General features: G+C 52.5%; 16 protein-coding genes and 1 other RNA gene. 9 read left to right on the forward strand and 8 right to left on the reverse strand.

Translation table 11 applies throughout. From position 1 onward, the window contains the following. Positions 1 to 14 precede the first annotated feature (14 nt). From acrA to ACLJRS_RS12730, 6 genes are all read left to right on the forward strand, one after another. Complete coding sequence (acrA, locus tag ACLJRS_RS12705) at positions 15 to 1,208, forward strand: multidrug efflux RND transporter periplasmic adaptor subunit AcrA (protein WP_001039202.1); 1,194 nt, start codon at positions 15 to 17, stop codon at positions 1,206 to 1,208. Between the two features lie 22 nt (positions 1,209 to 1,230). Beyond that, a complete protein-coding gene (gene acrB, locus ACLJRS_RS12710; RefSeq protein ID WP_001132508.1) occupies positions 1,231 to 4,380 on the forward strand; it encodes an efflux RND transporter permease AcrB in 3,150 nt (1,049 codons plus the stop codon). Positions 4,381 to 4,875: 495 nt separating this feature from the next. Further along, entirely contained in the window at positions 4,876 to 5,250 is a 375-nt protein-coding gene (gene tomB, locus ACLJRS_RS12715; protein WP_000344807.1) for an Hha toxicity modulator TomB, read from the forward strand. Positions 5,251 to 5,277: 27 nt separating this feature from the next. Further along, positions 5,278 to 5,496, forward strand: coding sequence for an HHA domain-containing protein (locus tag ACLJRS_RS12720; RefSeq protein WP_001280991.1), 219 nt, complete (start codon positions 5,278 to 5,280; stop codon positions 5,494 to 5,496). Positions 5,497 to 5,674: 178 nt separating this feature from the next. Then, positions 5,675 to 6,226, forward strand: a complete 552-nt coding sequence (maa, locus tag ACLJRS_RS12725) for a maltose O-acetyltransferase (protein ID WP_001278792.1) — start codon at positions 5,675 to 5,677, stop codon at positions 6,224 to 6,226. A 117-nt stretch (positions 6,227 to 6,343) separates the two neighbouring features. Continuing rightward, on the forward strand, positions 6,344 to 6,814 hold the full coding sequence (locus ACLJRS_RS12730) for a YlaC family protein (RefSeq protein ID WP_000136181.1): 471 nt from the start codon (positions 6,344 to 6,346) through the stop codon (positions 6,812 to 6,814). Positions 6,815 to 6,869: 55 nt separating this feature from the next. On the opposite strand, the gene ykgO is transcribed toward ACLJRS_RS12730, so the two are convergent. Then, the gene (gene ykgO, locus ACLJRS_RS12735; protein WP_001197749.1) at positions 6,870 to 7,010 is read right to left on the reverse strand and encodes a type B 50S ribosomal protein L36; all 141 of its coding nucleotides are present in this window, start codon (positions 7,008 to 7,010) and stop codon (positions 6,870 to 6,872) included. Positions 7,011 to 7,015: 5 nt separating this feature from the next. After that, positions 7,016 to 7,276: a type B 50S ribosomal protein L31 gene (locus tag ACLJRS_RS12740; protein ID WP_000801415.1), complete on the reverse strand. Its 261-nt coding sequence runs from the start codon at positions 7,274 to 7,276 to the stop codon at positions 7,016 to 7,018. A gap of 224 nt (positions 7,277 to 7,500) precedes the next feature. On the opposite strand from ACLJRS_RS12740, the gene ACLJRS_RS12745 reads away from it, so the two are divergent. Further along, positions 7,501 to 9,051, forward strand: coding sequence for an EAL domain-containing protein (locus tag ACLJRS_RS12745; protein WP_000213133.1), 1,551 nt, complete (start codon positions 7,501 to 7,503; stop codon positions 9,049 to 9,051). Positions 9,052 to 9,100: 49 nt separating this feature from the next. Here the strand turns inward: ACLJRS_RS12745 and ffs are convergent. Beyond that, positions 9,101 to 9,197, reverse strand: an RNA gene (ffs, locus tag ACLJRS_RS12750) — signal recognition particle sRNA small type. Positions 9,198 to 9,281: 84 nt separating this feature from the next. Between ffs and ACLJRS_RS12755 the strand changes: the two genes are divergently transcribed. After that, positions 9,282 to 9,671 (forward strand): MGMT family protein, encoded by a 390-nt coding sequence (locus ACLJRS_RS12755; protein WP_000961284.1) that lies wholly within the window; start codon positions 9,282 to 9,284, stop codon positions 9,669 to 9,671. A 32-nt stretch (positions 9,672 to 9,703) separates the two neighbouring features. Here ACLJRS_RS12755 and ACLJRS_RS12760 read toward each other — a convergent pair whose 3' ends face one another. Beyond that, entirely contained in the window at positions 9,704 to 10,273 is a 570-nt protein-coding gene (locus ACLJRS_RS12760; RefSeq protein WP_000779802.1) for a YbaY family lipoprotein, read from the reverse strand. 214 nt (positions 10,274 to 10,487) lie between these two features. On the opposite strand from ACLJRS_RS12760, the gene tesB reads away from it, so the two are divergent. Further along, complete coding sequence (tesB, locus tag ACLJRS_RS12765; protein ID WP_000084176.1) at positions 10,488 to 11,348, forward strand: acyl-CoA thioesterase II; 861 nt, start codon at positions 10,488 to 10,490, stop codon at positions 11,346 to 11,348. Positions 11,349 to 11,447: 99 nt separating this feature from the next. Here the strand turns inward: tesB and amtB are convergent, their stop codons facing one another. The 4 genes from amtB to ACLJRS_RS12785 all read right to left on the reverse strand — a co-directional run bounded on the left by amtB (position 11,448) and on the right by ACLJRS_RS12785 (position 16,863). Then, entirely contained in the window at positions 11,448 to 12,734 is a 1,287-nt protein-coding gene (gene amtB, locus ACLJRS_RS12770; RefSeq protein WP_000684912.1) for an ammonium transporter AmtB, read from the reverse strand. Positions 12,735 to 12,765: 31 nt separating this feature from the next. Further along, complete coding sequence (gene glnK, locus ACLJRS_RS12775) at positions 12,766 to 13,104, reverse strand: P-II family nitrogen regulator (protein WP_000780341.1); 339 nt, start codon at positions 13,102 to 13,104, stop codon at positions 12,766 to 12,768. A gap of 212 nt (positions 13,105 to 13,316) precedes the next feature. Next, positions 13,317 to 15,098, reverse strand: coding sequence for a SmdB family multidrug efflux ABC transporter permease/ATP-binding protein (locus tag ACLJRS_RS12780; protein ID WP_001256072.1), 1,782 nt, complete (start codon positions 15,096 to 15,098; stop codon positions 13,317 to 13,319). After that, positions 15,091 to 16,863 (reverse strand): SmdA family multidrug ABC transporter permease/ATP-binding protein, encoded by a 1,773-nt coding sequence (locus ACLJRS_RS12785; RefSeq protein ID WP_001235563.1) that lies wholly within the window; start codon positions 16,861 to 16,863, stop codon positions 15,091 to 15,093. Before ACLJRS_RS12785 ends, ACLJRS_RS12780 begins: the two co-directional genes overlap by 8 nt. Positions 16,864 to 16,891 lie beyond the last annotated feature (28 nt).

Below are 16,891 nucleotides of genomic sequence, written 5' to 3' on the forward strand. Positions count from 1 at the left end.
CTCGAGGTTTACATATGAACAAAAACAGAGGGTTAACGCCTCTGGCGGTCGTTCTGATGCTCTCAGGCAGCTTAGCGCTAACAGGATGTGACGACAAACAGGACCAGCAAGGCGGCCAGCAGATGCCAGAAGTTGGGGTTGTCACACTAAAAACGGAACCACTGCAAATCACAACTGAACTTCCGGGTCGTACCGTTGCTTACCGTATCGCCGAAGTTCGCCCGCAGGTAAGCGGCATTATCCTGAAGCGTAATTTCGTTGAGGGAAGTGATATCGAAGCGGGAGTCTCTCTCTATCAGATTGATCCTGCGACTTACCAGGCGACTTACGACAGCGCTAAGGGCGATCTGGCAAAAGCGCAGGCCGCCGCGAATATCGCTGAACTGACGGTGAAGCGTTATCAAAAGCTGCTGGGTACGCAGTACATCAGTAAGCAGGAATACGATCAGGCGCTGGCTGACGCGCAACAAGCGACTGCCGCCGTTGTCGCAGCAAAAGCTGCCGTTGAAACCGCACGTATCAACCTGGCGTATACCAAAGTCACCTCGCCGATTAGTGGTCGTATTGGTAAGTCGTCCGTAACGGAAGGCGCGCTGGTACAGAACGGTCAGGCGTCGGCGCTGGCGACAGTGCAGCAGCTGGACCCTATTTATGTCGATGTGACCCAGTCCAGCAATGACTTCCTGCGCCTGAAGCAGGAGCTGGCAAATGGTTCGCTGAAGCAGGAAAACGGCAAAGCGAAGGTCGACCTGGTGACCAGCGACGGTATCAAATTCCCGCAGTCCGGTACGCTTGAGTTCTCCGATGTGACCGTTGACCAAACCACCGGATCTATTACTTTGCGCGCCATCTTCCCTAACCCGGATCACACCTTATTGCCAGGAATGTTCGTTCGCGCACGTCTGCAGGAAGGGACAAAACCGACGGCATTACTGGTTCCACAACAGGGCGTTACCCGTACTCCACGCGGCGATGCCACGGTGCTGGTGGTTGGCGCTGATAACAAAGTGGAAACCCGCCAAATCGTCGCAAGCCAGGCGATCGGCGATAAGTGGCTGGTGACTGACGGGTTGAAAGCGGGCGACCGCGTAGTCGTCAGCGGGCTGCAAAAAGTACGTCCTGGCGCACAGGTTAAAGTGCAGGAAATTACCGCGGATAACAAACAGCAAGCCGCAAGCGGTGATCAACCTGCTCAGCCCAGGTCTTAACTTAAACAGGAGCCGTTAAGACATGCCTAATTTCTTTATCGATCGCCCTATATTTGCGTGGGTGATCGCCATCATCATCATGTTGGCAGGGGGGCTCGCGATCCTCAAATTGCCGGTAGCGCAATATCCGACGATTGCGCCACCAGCAGTGACGATCTCCGCAACCTACCCTGGCGCTGATGCGAAAACGGTACAGGATACCGTCACGCAGGTTATCGAACAGAATATGAACGGTATCGATAACCTGATGTATATGTCCTCCAACAGTGACTCCACGGGGACCGTGCAGATCACGCTGACCTTTGAATCCGGCACCGATGCGGATATCGCGCAGGTTCAGGTTCAGAACAAGTTGCAACTGGCAATGCCTTTACTTCCCCAGGAAGTACAGCAACAGGGCGTGAGCGTTGAGAAGTCCTCAAGTAGCTTCCTGATGGTAGTGGGCGTCATTAACACCGACGGCACCATGACCCAGGAGGATATTTCGGATTACGTTGCCGCCAATATGAAAGATCCGATCAGCCGTACCTCTGGGGTGGGCGACGTTCAGCTGTTTGGTTCGCAGTATGCGATGCGTATCTGGATGAATCCGACAGAGCTGACCAAATACCAACTGACGCCGGTCGACGTGATTAACGCGATCAAAGCGCAGAACGCCCAGGTCGCGGCAGGTCAGCTCGGTGGTACGCCGCCGGTAAAAGGCCAGCAGCTTAACGCATCGATTATTGCCCAAACGCGTCTGACCTCAACGGATGAGTTTGGCAAAATCCTGCTGAAAGTGAATCAGGATGGCTCCCAGGTTCGTCTGCGGGATGTAGCGAAAATTGAGCTTGGCGGCGAGAACTACGACGTCATCGCGAAATTTAACGGTCAGCCAGCGTCAGGTCTTGGCATCAAACTGGCTACCGGCGCCAACGCGCTGGATACCGCTACCGCTATTCGCGCCGAACTGAAAAAAATGGAACCGTTCTTCCCGCCAGGGATGAAAATCGTCTACCCGTATGACACCACGCCGTTCGTGAAGATCTCTATTCATGAAGTGGTAAAAACGCTGGTCGAAGCGATTATCCTCGTGTTCCTGGTGATGTACCTGTTCCTGCAGAACTTCCGCGCGACGTTGATTCCGACTATTGCGGTTCCGGTGGTGTTGTTGGGAACCTTTGCCGTGCTTGCGGCATTCGGTTTCTCGATAAACACGCTGACGATGTTCGGGATGGTGCTCGCCATCGGCTTGCTGGTGGATGACGCCATCGTGGTGGTCGAGAACGTCGAACGTGTTATGACGGAAGAAGGCCTTCCGCCGAAGGAAGCGACGCGCAAATCCATGGGCCAGATTCAGGGCGCATTGGTGGGTATCGCGATGGTACTGTCGGCGGTATTTATTCCGATGGCTTTCTTTGGCGGCTCAACCGGGGCAATTTATCGTCAGTTCTCTATCACCATCGTATCGGCGATGGCGCTGTCGGTGCTGGTCGCGCTGATCCTGACGCCCGCGCTGTGCGCGACGATGCTCAAACCTGTCGCCAAAGGCGATCATGGCGAAGGGAAAAAAGGCTTTTTCGGCTGGTTTAACCGCCTGTTTGATAAGAGCACGCATCACTACACCGATAGCGTAGGCAATATTCTGCGCAGCACCGGGCGTTACCTGCTGCTCTATCTCATTATCGTCGTCGGTATGGCTTATCTGTTCGTTCGTCTGCCAAGCTCTTTCTTGCCGGATGAAGACCAGGGCGTATTCCTGACAATGGTCCAGCTCCCCGCGGGCGCAACGCAAGAGCGCACGCAAAAAGTGCTGGATGAGGTCACGGATTACTATCTGAACAAAGAGAAAGCCAACGTTGAATCGGTATTCGCCGTCAACGGCTTCGGTTTTGCAGGGCGCGGTCAGAATACCGGTATTGCATTCGTGTCGTTGAAAGACTGGGCCGATCGTCCAGGCGAAAAAAACAAGGTTGAAGCGATTACCCAGCGGGCAACCGCAGCGTTTTCACAAATTAAAGATGCGATGGTCTTCGCCTTTAACCTGCCGGCGATCGTTGAGCTGGGCACCGCAACCGGCTTTGACTTCGAGTTGATTGACCAGGCGGGACTTGGTCATGAGAAACTCACCCAGGCGCGTAATCAATTGTTCGGCGAGGTGGCGAAATATCCTGATCTGCTGGTCGGCGTTCGACCTAACGGTCTGGAAGATACGCCGCAGTTTAAAATCGATATCGACCAGGAAAAAGCTCAGGCGCTGGGCGTGTCTATTAGCGACATTAATACCACGCTGGGCGCAGCATGGGGCGGCAGCTATGTAAACGACTTTATCGATCGCGGTCGTGTGAAGAAAGTTTACGTGATGTCCGAAGCGAAATACCGCATGTTGCCGGATGATATTAACGACTGGTACGTTCGTGGTAGCGATGGTCAGATGGTGCCGTTCTCCGCATTCTCCTCTTCCCGCTGGGAATATGGTTCGCCACGTCTGGAACGCTATAACGGTCTGCCTTCGATGGAAATTCTGGGTCAGGCGGCGCCAGGCAAGAGTACTGGTGAAGCGATGGCGATGATGGAAGAACTGGCCAGCAAGCTGCCGTCAGGCATTGGGTATGACTGGACCGGGATGTCCTACCAGGAGCGGTTGTCCGGCAACCAGGCCCCTGCCCTGTATGCTATCTCGCTGATCGTCGTCTTCCTGTGTCTGGCGGCATTGTATGAGAGCTGGTCTATCCCGTTCTCCGTAATGCTGGTTGTTCCGCTTGGGGTTATCGGCGCGCTGCTGGCTGCGACCTTCCGCGGACTGACTAACGACGTTTACTTCCAGGTGGGCCTGCTCACAACCATTGGGTTGTCGGCGAAGAACGCGATACTTATCGTCGAATTCGCCAAAGACTTAATGGATAAAGAAGGGAAAGGTCTGGTAGAAGCGACGCTGGAGGCCGTTCGGATGCGTTTGCGCCCGATTCTGATGACCTCGTTAGCGTTCATGCTGGGGGTTATGCCGCTGGTTATCAGTTCCGGCGCGGGTTCCGGCGCGCAGAATGCGGTAGGTACTGGCGTACTGGGCGGGATGGTAACGGCAACCGTACTGGCTATTTTCTTCGTACCGGTCTTCTTCGTGGTGGTACGCCGCCGCTTTAGCCGTAAAAGCGAAGATATTGAGCATAGTCATTCGACAGAACATCGCTGATTTGCTCACTGTTGATAAGGCCGCGCAAGCGGCCTTTTTTACGCAAAAATCATAAAATACGCTTATTGTTAGATTGATTATTTTTTGCCATATTAATAAAAGGTATAATCCTTACTGCGTTAAAGGCTTTTCTTAGGAAAGTTGGCCATTTCTTAATTCAGCCATTAATTAAGAAATATTAAGAATATTCCTGGCTATTTTCTCCTGTCAGAGTCTATTGTTTTAGCCTGAAAAGCTAAAAAACGTTAACCCAATGATTACACAAACAATAAAACTGGTTCCTTTTTAGGCGACCGACGATCACTGTTAAAATTCGAAAAAGTATGGCAACACGCGGCTTTCACGCAATTGTAATTTTTCGTAATATGACGATGAAAAGTTTTTTAGAGTAGATTATAGTTAAATCATAAGGTGACGTGGGAAGTACCAGGTTAGTTAGTTGTATCCATCCCGAAGGTGTTCGGTTAGTTTAAGCCACTAAAAAGGGGATGCATTATGGACGAATACTCACCCAAAAGACATGATATAGCACAGCTTAAATTTCTTTGCGAAACCCTGTATCATGACTGTCTTGCAAACCTTGAAGAAAGCAACCATGGCTGGGTTAATGACCCGACCTCAGCAGTCAACCTGCAGCTCAATGAGCTGATAGAGCATATTGCAACTTTCGCGCTTAATTATAAAATTAAGTACAATGAAGACAATAAATTGATTGCGCAGATAGATGAATACCTGGACGACACCTTTATGTTGTTCAGCAGCTATGGTATTAATACGCAGGATTTGCAAAAATGGCGTAAATCGGGCAACCGCCTGTTCCGTTGTTTCGTCAACGCCACCAGGGCTAATCCTGTTAGTTTGTCTTGTTAAAAATTATTACAATCATAGGTAGAATTTATGTCTGATAAACCATTAACTAAAACTGATTATTTGATGCGTTTACGGCGCTGTCAGACAATTGACACTCTGGAGCGCGTCATTGAGAAAAATAAATATGAATTGTCCGACAATGAGCTGGCTGTATTTTACTCAGCTGCGGATCACCGTCTTGCAGAATTGACGATGAACAAACTCTACGACAAGATCCCCTCTTCAGTATGGAAATTCATTCGTTAATCACGCTACATTACTTTTTAGAGAACACGCAGGTGTTATCTGCCTCCTCGTTCAGGCTAATAGCACAACGGGCTATTATAGAACAGTGATATAGATCACATACCAATAGCGGGGAACGTTCCCTCTAATACTTTATTATTGCTTCTATTGCGATAATATCCACCAAGGGGAGCGCGCGATGAGTGACGAAAAACAAAAAATGATCGCTGGGGCACTGTATTGCCCGACCGATGAAACTTTATGCCAGGATCGACTGCGGGCGCGTCAACTCATCCATCAATACAATTATACTACGCCTGATGAAATAAATAAGCGTCAGGCGATTTTACGCGACCTGTTGGGTCGATGCGAAGACGCCTATATTGAACCTTCCTTTCGTTGCGACTACGGCTATAATATTTTTCTTGGTCACTCCTTTTACGCTAACTTCGACTGCGTCATGCTTGATGTTTGCCCAATTCATATTGGCGATAATTGTATGCTCGCGCCAGGGGTACATATCTATACCGCCACGCACCCGCTGGACGCCGTCGAACGCAACAGCGGCAGAGAATTAGGTAAACCCGTCACTATCGGAAATAATGTCTGGATAGGCGGACGAGCCGTCGTTAATCCGGGCGTAACCATCGGCGATAACGTCGTCGTCGCTTCAGGCGCTGTGGTGATAAAAAACGTACCGCCAGACGTTGTGGTAGGCGGAAATCCGGCGCGAATCATTAAAAAATTGTAGTCAAAATGATAACTGTTATGCTAATTCGTGGTTAATCTGTTACTTTTTTTCACGTTACACCTCCCTTTAAAATGGGCTGTTACTACCCCTATGTCGCAGAAATCATGAAGGCAAAAGATGACAGAGATACAGCGCCTGCTTAGCGAAACTATTGATGACTTAAACATCCGTGAAAAACGCGATAATAGGCCGCGTTTTAGTATCAGTTTTATCCGCAAGCATCCTGGGTTATTTATCGCGATGTATGCAGCCTGGTTTGCGACGCTGGCGGTCATGCTGCAATCAGAAACGCTGGTGGGGTCAGTGTGGCTGTTAGTGGTGTTATTTATCGCATTTAATGGCTTCTTCTTTTTCGACATCGCCCCGCGTTATCACTATAACGACATCGATGTGCTGGACCTCCGGGTCTGTTACAACGGCGAATGGTACAACACCCGCTTTGTTCCCCCCACGCTCATTGAGACGATTCTTCAGTCTCCACAGGTGGATAATGAACATAAAGTCCAGCTGCAAAAAATGGTTGCCCGTAAGGGCGAACTTTCCTTCTACGATATTTTTACGCTGGCCCGCGCAGAAGCCAGCCGGTAATAAAAAAGTGCGCACCCTCCCTGGTACGCACTGCTTTCCCTGAACTGTTGGTTTTTTAACGTCTTTTTTTACGCCCCTGAACCGCCTTAAAACGCGGATTTGTTTTACAAATCACGTATAAGCGTCCTTTGCGTTTGACTATCTGGCAATCCGGATGCCGTTGTTTTGCATTGCGAAGTGAGTTTAACACCTGCATTTCATTTACCCCCTTTTAGCGCCGATAAAATGACCAAAACGTTTCTGGAAGCGTGCGGCGCTACTTTCGCTATCAAACGTTTTCTGTCTACCGGTATAAAAAGGATGCGATTTTGATGACACATCAATAGTGACATACGGATATGTCACGCCGTCCAGTTCGATTTCACGTTCAGTTTTGATAGTTGATCCCACTTTCACATATTCATTTGCGCTGGTGTCGTGAAATACGACGGTGCGGTATACAGGATGAATATCAGGTTTCATTGCGCTCCCTCAATTATGTTATAACATAACAATAAAATACGCTATCAATGCTCCTTTTTCAACCGGTAAACATTCACGATCTCTTCCTGGCGGCAAAAGCAACGTGGCGTAACGCGTTAGTCTGGCCCCTGTATCTGTAAAATCGATAAAATAGCTTTATCATTCAAGGGCGCGATTTACGATCGGATATACTTTCTCTACGCTGTGTTTATAAGGACATCACTGTGACAACACGACATCTGGTCAGCCTGGTAACGGGAGTGCTTATCCTGTCTGTCCTTTTCCCGATAGGATTGAGTCTGTGGCTGGCGCACCGTCAAGTTGAAAAAAGGTTTAACGAAGAGCTGGATATCTTCTCGTCCCGGGTGGCGCTACGTACAGAAAGGGTCAGTGACCAGGCAAAAGCCGCGTTAACGCATATTGCCTCCTTTAAAGGCGAGCCCTGCAGCAGCGCCCATTTACTCGCCATGCGCCGCGTGTCTTATAGCTTTCGGTATGTCCAGGAAGTTCTGTATCTTAAAAATTCGATTCCCGTTTGCTCCTCACTTGAAAAAGAGAGCCATATTCCCGCTTTCCCTCCGCCCATGAAAATCACTCGCGACGGTTATCGCGCCTGGTTTACGGCGCAAAACGATCTGGGTATAAAACGCTATATGGCGGCACTCGGGAGCGACAGCTATATCGTGATGATCGACCCCGCGTCCTTTATCGATGTGATTCCGTTTGGCGCATGGCCGATTGACGTCGCTATTATTGGCCGGGAACGCAATACTGTGGTTGCCAGCAGCGGTAACCTTGACCTCGCTATTCTTCCGCTCATTCACCATGAGACGCCCCTGCGGCTGGAAAACCGAGGCATTCAGTATGCTATTCACCCCTTTCCGGAAATGGGCATTACTATCGTAAGCTGGGCACCGACCGCTCCGCTGGAAAGGAGCTGGTATCGACAGGCATTTATCTGGCTACCGGCGGGCATCGTAACGGGTCTGCTGGCTGCGGCCTTTATTCTGCGTATTTTGCGTCGGCTACAGTCGCCCCGCCACCGTCTCCAGGATGCGATAGACAATCGCGAAATTAACGTACACTATCAGCCTATTGTCTCCCTGAGCAGCGGAAAAATTGTCGGTGCCGAAGCCTTAGCTCGCTGGCAACAGGCGGACGGCACCTTCCTTTCGCCGGAAATTTTTATCGCGCTGGCTGAACAAACCGGGCTCACGGAGCCGCTAACCCGGCTAATCATCGACACCGTTTTTGAAGACATGGGGAGTTGGTTAAAGTCCCATCCCGAACAACATATTTCAATCAATCTTGAGGCATCCGATCTGGCGTCGGAAACGTTGCCGACGCTGTTAAGCATGCTGCTGAACCGTAGCCAAATTTCTCCGTCGCAAATCGCGCTTGAGTTAACGGAACGCGAGTTCGCCGATCCGAAAACCAGCGCGCCAATTGTCGCCAGATACCGTAACGCGGGACATTCAATTTATATTGATGACTTTGGCACCGGCTATTCTAGCCTCAGCTACTTACAAAATCTGGATGTGGATGTCCTTAAAATTGATAAATCTTTTGTCGATGCGCTGGAATATAAAAACGTCACGCCGCATATTATTGAAATGGCGAAAACGCTCAAACTCAAGATGGTCGCAGAAGGCATCGAAACGGCCAGGCAAGAACAGTGGCTACGCCAGCATGGCGTACATTATGGTCAGGGCTGGTTATACAGTAAGCCCCTACCCGCTACGGCATTTATTCTTTGGGCGGAACAGCGGCTATAACGTCGCACAGCAGAAAAGAACAGTGTGGAGAGGCACAAATGGGTGGGGGCCCTGCCAGCTACATCCCGGCACACGCGTCATCTGCCTTGGCTGCTTCCTTCCGGACCTGACCTGGTAAACAGAGTAGCGTTGCGGGAGAACCAACAGAGCCCCCATTGAGAGCGTTGTGAACCAACGCGCAGGCGCATTATCACTGCTATATCGTGCAATTGCAACCCATCAGGCATCGGATGCTGGTTTCTTGCGCATCCGGGCTTTCCTCTCCCCTTATTCCAGATTATCCTGAAGCATTAACGCAGGATTCTATTATGGATATTCAGGACACATTTCCTCAACGCGTCTGGCAAATCGTCGCCTCGATCCCGGAAGGATTTGTCACGACCTACGGTGATGTCGCCCGGCTTGCCGGTTCGCCTCGGGCGGCGCGTCAGGTCGGCGGAGTTTTAAAACGTCTGCCGGAAGGCAGCACTTTACCATGGCATCGGGTGGTGAACCGCCACGGCGCAATATCACTTACCGGGCCGGATCTACAGCGGCAACGTCAGGCATTACTGGCGGAAGGCGTGGTGGTGTCGGGAAGCGGACAAATCGATTTACAATGCTATCGCTGGGTGTATTAACCCTCTCCGTAACGGAGAGGGTTGGCGCAGGATTAATACTGGGTAGGCGCAGGAACGGCAGAAGACGGATTGACCTGGGTCGGTGAGGTCGATGGAACCGTCGTCGTCGCACCGCCGCTGGCCTGCACAGGCACCGCCGTTTGCTGTACCGGTACCAGCGTCAGATCCGCTTTAGTGCCGCCATTATTAATCACCGGTTTCACGCTATCGGTAATAAATACCAGCTTATTGTCAACGGTGATGGCCGCGCTCAGGAGAATACGCGCGTTAGGTTGAATATCTGATGGGTTAAACGGCAACACAAAACTGAAAGGCGCCTGTTTACCTTCGGTACGTACTGCTTTTTGCGACAGCACCTTAGACGGCGCATCAGCCAGCGAAGCATCTGAAAGCGTCACGGTCAGCACCGCATCTGGCGGCAGAGCGACCTTCTGGCGGATCCAGACGGTACCGGAAACATTGGGTTGCTGAATAGTAGACTGGTTAGCTGTAATCGACATGTTAGGGTTTGGCGCAGGCGTCTGGATATCAGCGCTTTTATCAGCGCAGGCCGCCAGAGATATCGCAACCGCTAAACCACTTACGATGTGCACGAGTTTCATTCAATTCTCCTTATCATCAATGCACCAGCAGGCCTTTCCCCCCGCCGGAAGAGTGGTTAACAGAAACATAACGTGATTAAGTGTGGCACATGTCACTCATTTTTGCCTGGAATTGGTCTGTTATTCAGACTTTTGTACCCATCGGACCACTTGCAAAATTGCGTTATACTCTGCCCTACCTCGCTTCGGCATCGTTGTCACCTGGAGAGTATGTATGAGTCAGACACTGAATAATTTGCTGACATTATTGAATCTGGAAAAAATTGAAGAAGGACTCTTTCGGGGCCAAAGTGAAGACTTAGGGCTGCGCCAGGTATTTGGCGGTCAGGTGGTGGGCCAGGCACTCTATGCCGCCAAAGAAACGGTGCCGGAAGCACGACTGGTGCATTCATTCCACAGTTATTTTCTGCGGCCAGGCGACAGCCAAAAACCCATTATCTATGACGTAGAAGTGCTGCGCGATGGGAATAGCTTCAGCGCCCGCCGCGTTGCCGCTATTCAGAACGGGAAACCCATCTTTTACATGACCGCCTCATTCCAGGCACCGGAACCGGGTTTTGAACATCAAAAAACCATGCCGACGGCAGTCGGGCCGGAAGGACTACCGTCAGAAACGGAAATCGCGCAATCGCTGGCGCATTTACTGCCGCCGATTCTGAAAGAAAAGTTTCTCTGCGATCGCCCGCTGGAAATTCGTCCCGTCGAATTTCACAATCCGTTGAAAGGTCACGTCGCCGCGCCTGTGCGTCAGGTATGGATTCGCGCCAACGGCACCGTTCCGGATGACATTCGCGTCCATCAATATTTACTGGGATATGCCTCGGATCTGAATTTCCTTCCCGTCGCGCTTCAGCCTCACGGCATCGGTTTTCTGGAAAAGGGCATTCAGATCGCCACTATCGATCACTCTATGTGGTTCCATCGCCCGTTCAATTTTAATGAATGGCTACTTTATAGCGTGGAGAGCACTTCCGCCTCCAGCGCCCGGGGCTTTGTTCGCGGCGAGTTTTATACTCAGGATGGCGCGTTGGTCGCTTCAACCGTGCAGGAAGGGGTAATGCGTAATCACAATTAAAAAACATGCCGCTATGCGGCGTTAATGGCCTGATGACGCTGCGCTTATCCGGCCTACGGTAGACTGGGTCAGCGCAGCGCCATCAGGCATGTTGCGCAATCACGCGTTATACGCATTCTCGCCGTGACTGTTCACATCCAGCCCCTCGCGCTCCTGCTCTTCCGGTACACGCAGTCCAACAAGGATATCCGCCAGTTTGTAACCAACAAACGCGACAACGCCGGACCAGACGACCGTAATAGCAATACTTTCCAGCTGTACCATCACCTGATGTCCCATCGTAACGCCGTCGACAAAGCCAACGCCGCCCAGCGAACTGGCGGCAAAAACGCCGGTCAGGATACAGCCGACTATTCCGCAAACGCCGTGAACGCCAAATACGTCGCACGGATCATCTACCCGTAACAGACGTTTAAGCATGGTGACTCCCCACAATCCCGCCAGACCCGCAATAACGCCGATAACCAGCGCGCCGCCAACGCCAACATAGCCACAGGCTGGCGTCACGCCGACCAGACCGGCAATCGCGCCGGAACAGGCTCCCAGCAGGGAAGGCTTACCGCGTAGCGTCCACTCGCCGATAATCCACCCCAGAATCGCGGCGGCGGTCGCCACCACGGTGTTCACAAAGGCCAGCGCTGCTATCTCGTTTGCGCTACCAGCAGAACCCGCGTTAAATCCAAACCAGCCGATATACAGAATCGCAGTACCGGTAAAGACCATCGGCAGGTTATGGGGTTTAAATGCTTCTTTCCCAAAGCCGACGCGTTTGCCAATTAAATAAGCCCCTACCAGCCCAGCGATAGCGGCGTTAATATGCACCACTGTACCACCAGCAAAATCCAGCGCGCCGTGAGCAGCCAGCAGGCCGCCGCCCCACACCATGTGCGCAATCGGGATATAAGAGAGCGTGAACCACACCACGACAAAAATCAGTACCGCCGAAAAACGAATACGCTCCGCCAGCGCGCCGACAATCAGCCCGACGGTAATACAGGCGAAAGATCCCTGAAACGCGACATGAATATACTGATAAATCGTACCCGTTACCGCCGTCAACGCGATATTCTTCAACATCGCCCCATCAGCATTACCGAAGAAATGATTCCCTTCGCCAAAAGCCAGCGAATAGCCGTACACCACCCATAAAATACAGACCAGCGCAAAGGTGACGGTCACTTGCGTTAACATTGACAGCACGTTCTTGGCGCGAATTAATCCGCCGTAAAACAGCGCGATACCCGGTATCGTCATGAACAGCACCAGCGCGGTGCAAATCATCATAAAAGCACTATCCGCTTTATCGGCAACCGCCGGCGCGGCTATCGTTAGCCCAGGCAGCAGCGCCAGTGAAGCCAGTGTGGTTTTTATCATCGCTATCTTCATTTTTTCATTTCCTGTTGCTGTGTGGCGGGTCTTACAGCGCTGCTTCGTCAGCTTCGCCGGTACGAATCCGAATAACGCGCATGAGCTCCGCGACGAAAATTTTGCCGTCGCCAATTTTTCCGGTGTAAGCCGCTTTACTGATGATATCGATCACCTCTTCCAGTTGGTCGTCGGCGATAGCCACATCAATTTTGACCTTCGGCAGGAAATTCACGCTGTACTCCGCGCCGCGATACAGTTCGGCGTGTCCTTTCTGACGGCCAAACCCTTTCACTTCGGTGACGGTCAGTCCCTGAATGCCAATGGAAGAAAGCGCCTCCCGCACGTCCTCCAGCTTGAACGGTTTGATAATCACGGTAACCAGCTTCATAGAACCCTCCAGTCAGAATTAGGTAACGGCTGCCGCCGCGCATGGACTCTTCAGGATGGATATTGCAAAGGATGTGCCAGAAGCTGGCGAGCGAGGAAAAGCGCGGTTAGCGGCGCGTCTTTATATTGACGCGCCCCAAAATCGAAGCAGGGAAAGAAAAACGCACCACGACGGTGCATAATGGGAGAGGTTTTGCCCTGTGGTGCCAAACCTTACGCCGCAGGGCCGGGTTCTTCGTGTACGCTGGCGGCTAACTCCTCGCCAACTAACTGTAATTGATACATTTGCCAGTAGCGCCCTTGCGCCGCCAGCAATTGTTGATGCGTCCCGCGCTCCACCGCCTGGCCGCGATGGAGAACCAGAATGGTATCCGCCTCCACGATTGTCGATAGCCGATGGGCAATAACCACCAGCGTGGTGCGCTCGCGAATCGCCGCCAGCGCCTGCTGTATCGCCTGCTCAGTGCCGGAATCGATGCTGGCCGTCGCTTCATCAAGAATTAATATTTGCGGGGCGTCAACCAGCACGCGCGCCAGCGCCAATAGCTGTTTTTGCCCGACGGACAGCGTATTTCCCTGCTCGCCGAGATGCGTATGCAGCCCGTCGCTCAGGCCGCGCGCCAGTTCCGCCAGTTGTACCGTTTCCAGCGCCTGCCACACCTGCGCCTCGGAGACATCGCGCCCCAGCGTCACATTAGCCAGAAAGGTATCCGCCATCACTACCGGGTCCTGTTGAACCATCGCCACGCCCTGGCGTAAAACGCGATGATTAAGAGAGGCGATTTCTCGCCCATCCAGCCGAATTTCGCCTTGTGTCAGGGGGTAATACCCCATTAATAAGCTGGCGAGCGTGCTCTTCCCGCTGCCGGTGTGCCCCACCAGCGCCACAAAGCTACGGGACGGTACTGATAGCGTAATGTCCTGTAAAACAAGATTATCGTCGCGGTAAGCAAACGACAGATGATCAATATCAATCGCCCCGCTTTGTAACGGCCTGTCATCGCTGCCATAGCGCTGGCGCGGGCGATCCATCAGTTCAAAAACACGTTCTCCCGCCACAACCGCCTGCTGTAGCATGGATTGCTGGGTGGTCAGTTCAATGAGCGGCTCGTTCAGACGTGACAAATAGCTAATGAACGCATACAGCACCCCGACCTCAATCGTACCGGCAGACGTAAAGCTGAAAAGCATCAACAAACCGCATAAAATGAGCGCGGAAAAGAGGCTAAGCAGCGGACGCAATAAAAAGCCATCCAAGCGCAGCGTCTGCATCCGCGCCATGTAGTGCGAGCGGCTGGCCTCGCCCATGCGTTCGCCGAAGCGCGCCTGCTGGCGAAACTGCTGGATTACGCTCATCCCATTGATGATTTCGTTAAAGCCGTCGTTAATATCCGCCAGGTATGCCCGCACGCGGCGTACAATCGGCGTGCTGTAGCGCTGATAAATGATCATCACGGTCAATACCGCCGGAAAAATCAAAATCGCCACCAGCGCCATCCGCCAGTCAAGGCTGAACATAGCGACCAGCATGGCGCCGATCAACGCCGCGCTACGTAATACCGTTGCGACGACCGTGACGTACAGATCGCGGATGACTTCCGTATCGTTGGTCACGCGTGAAATTAATTGTCCGACAGGCTGCGTGTCGAAGGCGCTTAGCGGCTGACGCAAGGCGGCATCCATGACGTCCGTGCGCAAGGACTGAACCACGCCAACGGCCGCCCGGTTAAATAATAAAGACTGGGCGTAATGGAGACCCGCCGCCAGAAACTGTAGCCCCACATAGGCGGCCGCCAGCCCCGCGACCTTGCCCAACGGTAAATGGTGGCGGGCCACCATGTTATCAATGAAATAGCTGATCAGCAGCGGACCGCTAACCTCCGCCGCCGCCGCAATCCACAGCATCATCACCGCGACAGAGAGCGGTTTTCGCCATGGCGAGCCATACGCCAGCAACCGTTTCAGCGTCGGCCATAGCTGTCCAAAACTACGCATTCACCGCCTCCTCGCCGCGTTCCGGCGCGTCATCCAGAGCGGCCTCCAGTTGCTGATAGCGATACATATCGCGATACCAGCCAATCTGCTGCGCCAGTTGATCGTGATCGCCGCGCTGAACAACATGACCATGTTGCATAACGATAATTTCATTGGCGTCGGTCAGCGCGGATAAACGATGCGCGCTGATGATGACCGTACGCCCTTCGCCCCACTGGCGCAAATTATGCAAAATCTGATGCTCCGTGCGGCCATCTACTGCAGAAAGCGCATCATCAAGAAGCAGAATTTCCGCATTTAACAGTAGCGCTCTGGCAATCGAGATACGCTGTTTTTGCCCTCCCGATAACATGACGCCACGTTCACCTACCTGCGTGTCATAGCCCTGAGGCAAACGGAGAATATCCTCATGTACGCTGGCTAAACGCGCCACCCGTTCAATCTCCTCTTGAGTCGCCTCCGGGCGTCCGAGCGCAATATTATTGGCAATAGAGTCCGAGAACAAAAACGGCGTCTGGCTGACGACCGCCAGTCGGCTACGCCAGCTATCCAGTTGCAGATGCGTCAACGGCATGTCATGGAATCGGATTTCTCCCTGCGTCACATCAAAATGGCGCTGGATAAGCGACAATATTGTGCTTTTCCCCGCGCCGGTCGGACCGCATATCCCCAGCATCTGACCCGGTTTAAGACGAAAGTTCACATTCTCCAGCGCCGGATGCGTCGTTTGCGGATAGCAAAACTCACGAATGGCCGCCGTCAGTTCGCCACGCCCCGCCGGGACCGGCTCTTCGCCATCCTTAACTACCGGCGCTTCCGCCAGCATGGCGCGGATGCGGCTGTAAGCGGCGCTACCCCGCTCCACGATATTAAACATCCAGGCCAGCGCCAGCATCGGCCAAATCATCAACCCCAGATACATCATAAAGCTGGTGAGTTCGCCCAGCGTCAGGCTGCCGTTAACCACCATCCAGCTTCCGCCGCTAATCGCGAGCAGGTTCGCCATGCCAATGGCGATGTAAATGGTTGGATCAAAACGCGCGTCAATACGCGCCACGCGCATATTTTTCTTGCCGGTATCTTCGGCATCCGCCGCAAACAGCGAAGACTGGCGATCCTCCAGACCAAACGCTTTGATCATGCGGATGCTGGTCAGACTCTCCTGCGTGCGATCGTTCAGGCTGGAGAAGGCGGCCTGCGCCAGTTTGAAATAATCATGCAGCCGATCGCCGTAACGTTTGATCATCAGCGCCATAATCGGCATTGGCAACAGCGCTAATAGCGTTAGCTGCCAGCTAATTTGCGTCGACATGACAATCAGTACCGCGCAGCCCATTACCAGCGAGTCAACCAGCGTCAGAACGCCCTCGCCCGCCGCAAATACGACGCGATCCACATCATTCGTCGCGCGCGCGATAAGATCGCCCGTCCGATGGCGCTGATAAAATTCAGGATGCTGACGACTCAGCTGGCGATAATAATCTTCACGCAGTTCGACGGCTAATTGATAAGAAGCGCCAAATAGCAGCACGCGCCAGACATAGCGCAACAAATAGACCACTACGGCGATCAGGGCAATGGTGCCAATCCACATCGCTATTCGGCCTGGAGTAAAATGCTGTGCGGTTACGCCATCCACGACAATCCCCACCACTTTGGGCGGGATCAGCTGAAGCATCGCAATAAGCATAAGCAGGGCCACCGCGCCAAGATAGCGACGCCATTCCCGGCGAAAGTACCAGCTTAATTGAGCAAATAATCGCACGCGTTATTTCCTGATATGATTTCCGGCA

It is taken from the genome of Salmonella sp. SAL00670, assembly GCF_046552235.1.
GTDB lineage: Bacteria > Pseudomonadota > Gammaproteobacteria > Enterobacterales > Enterobacteriaceae > Salmonella > Salmonella enterica.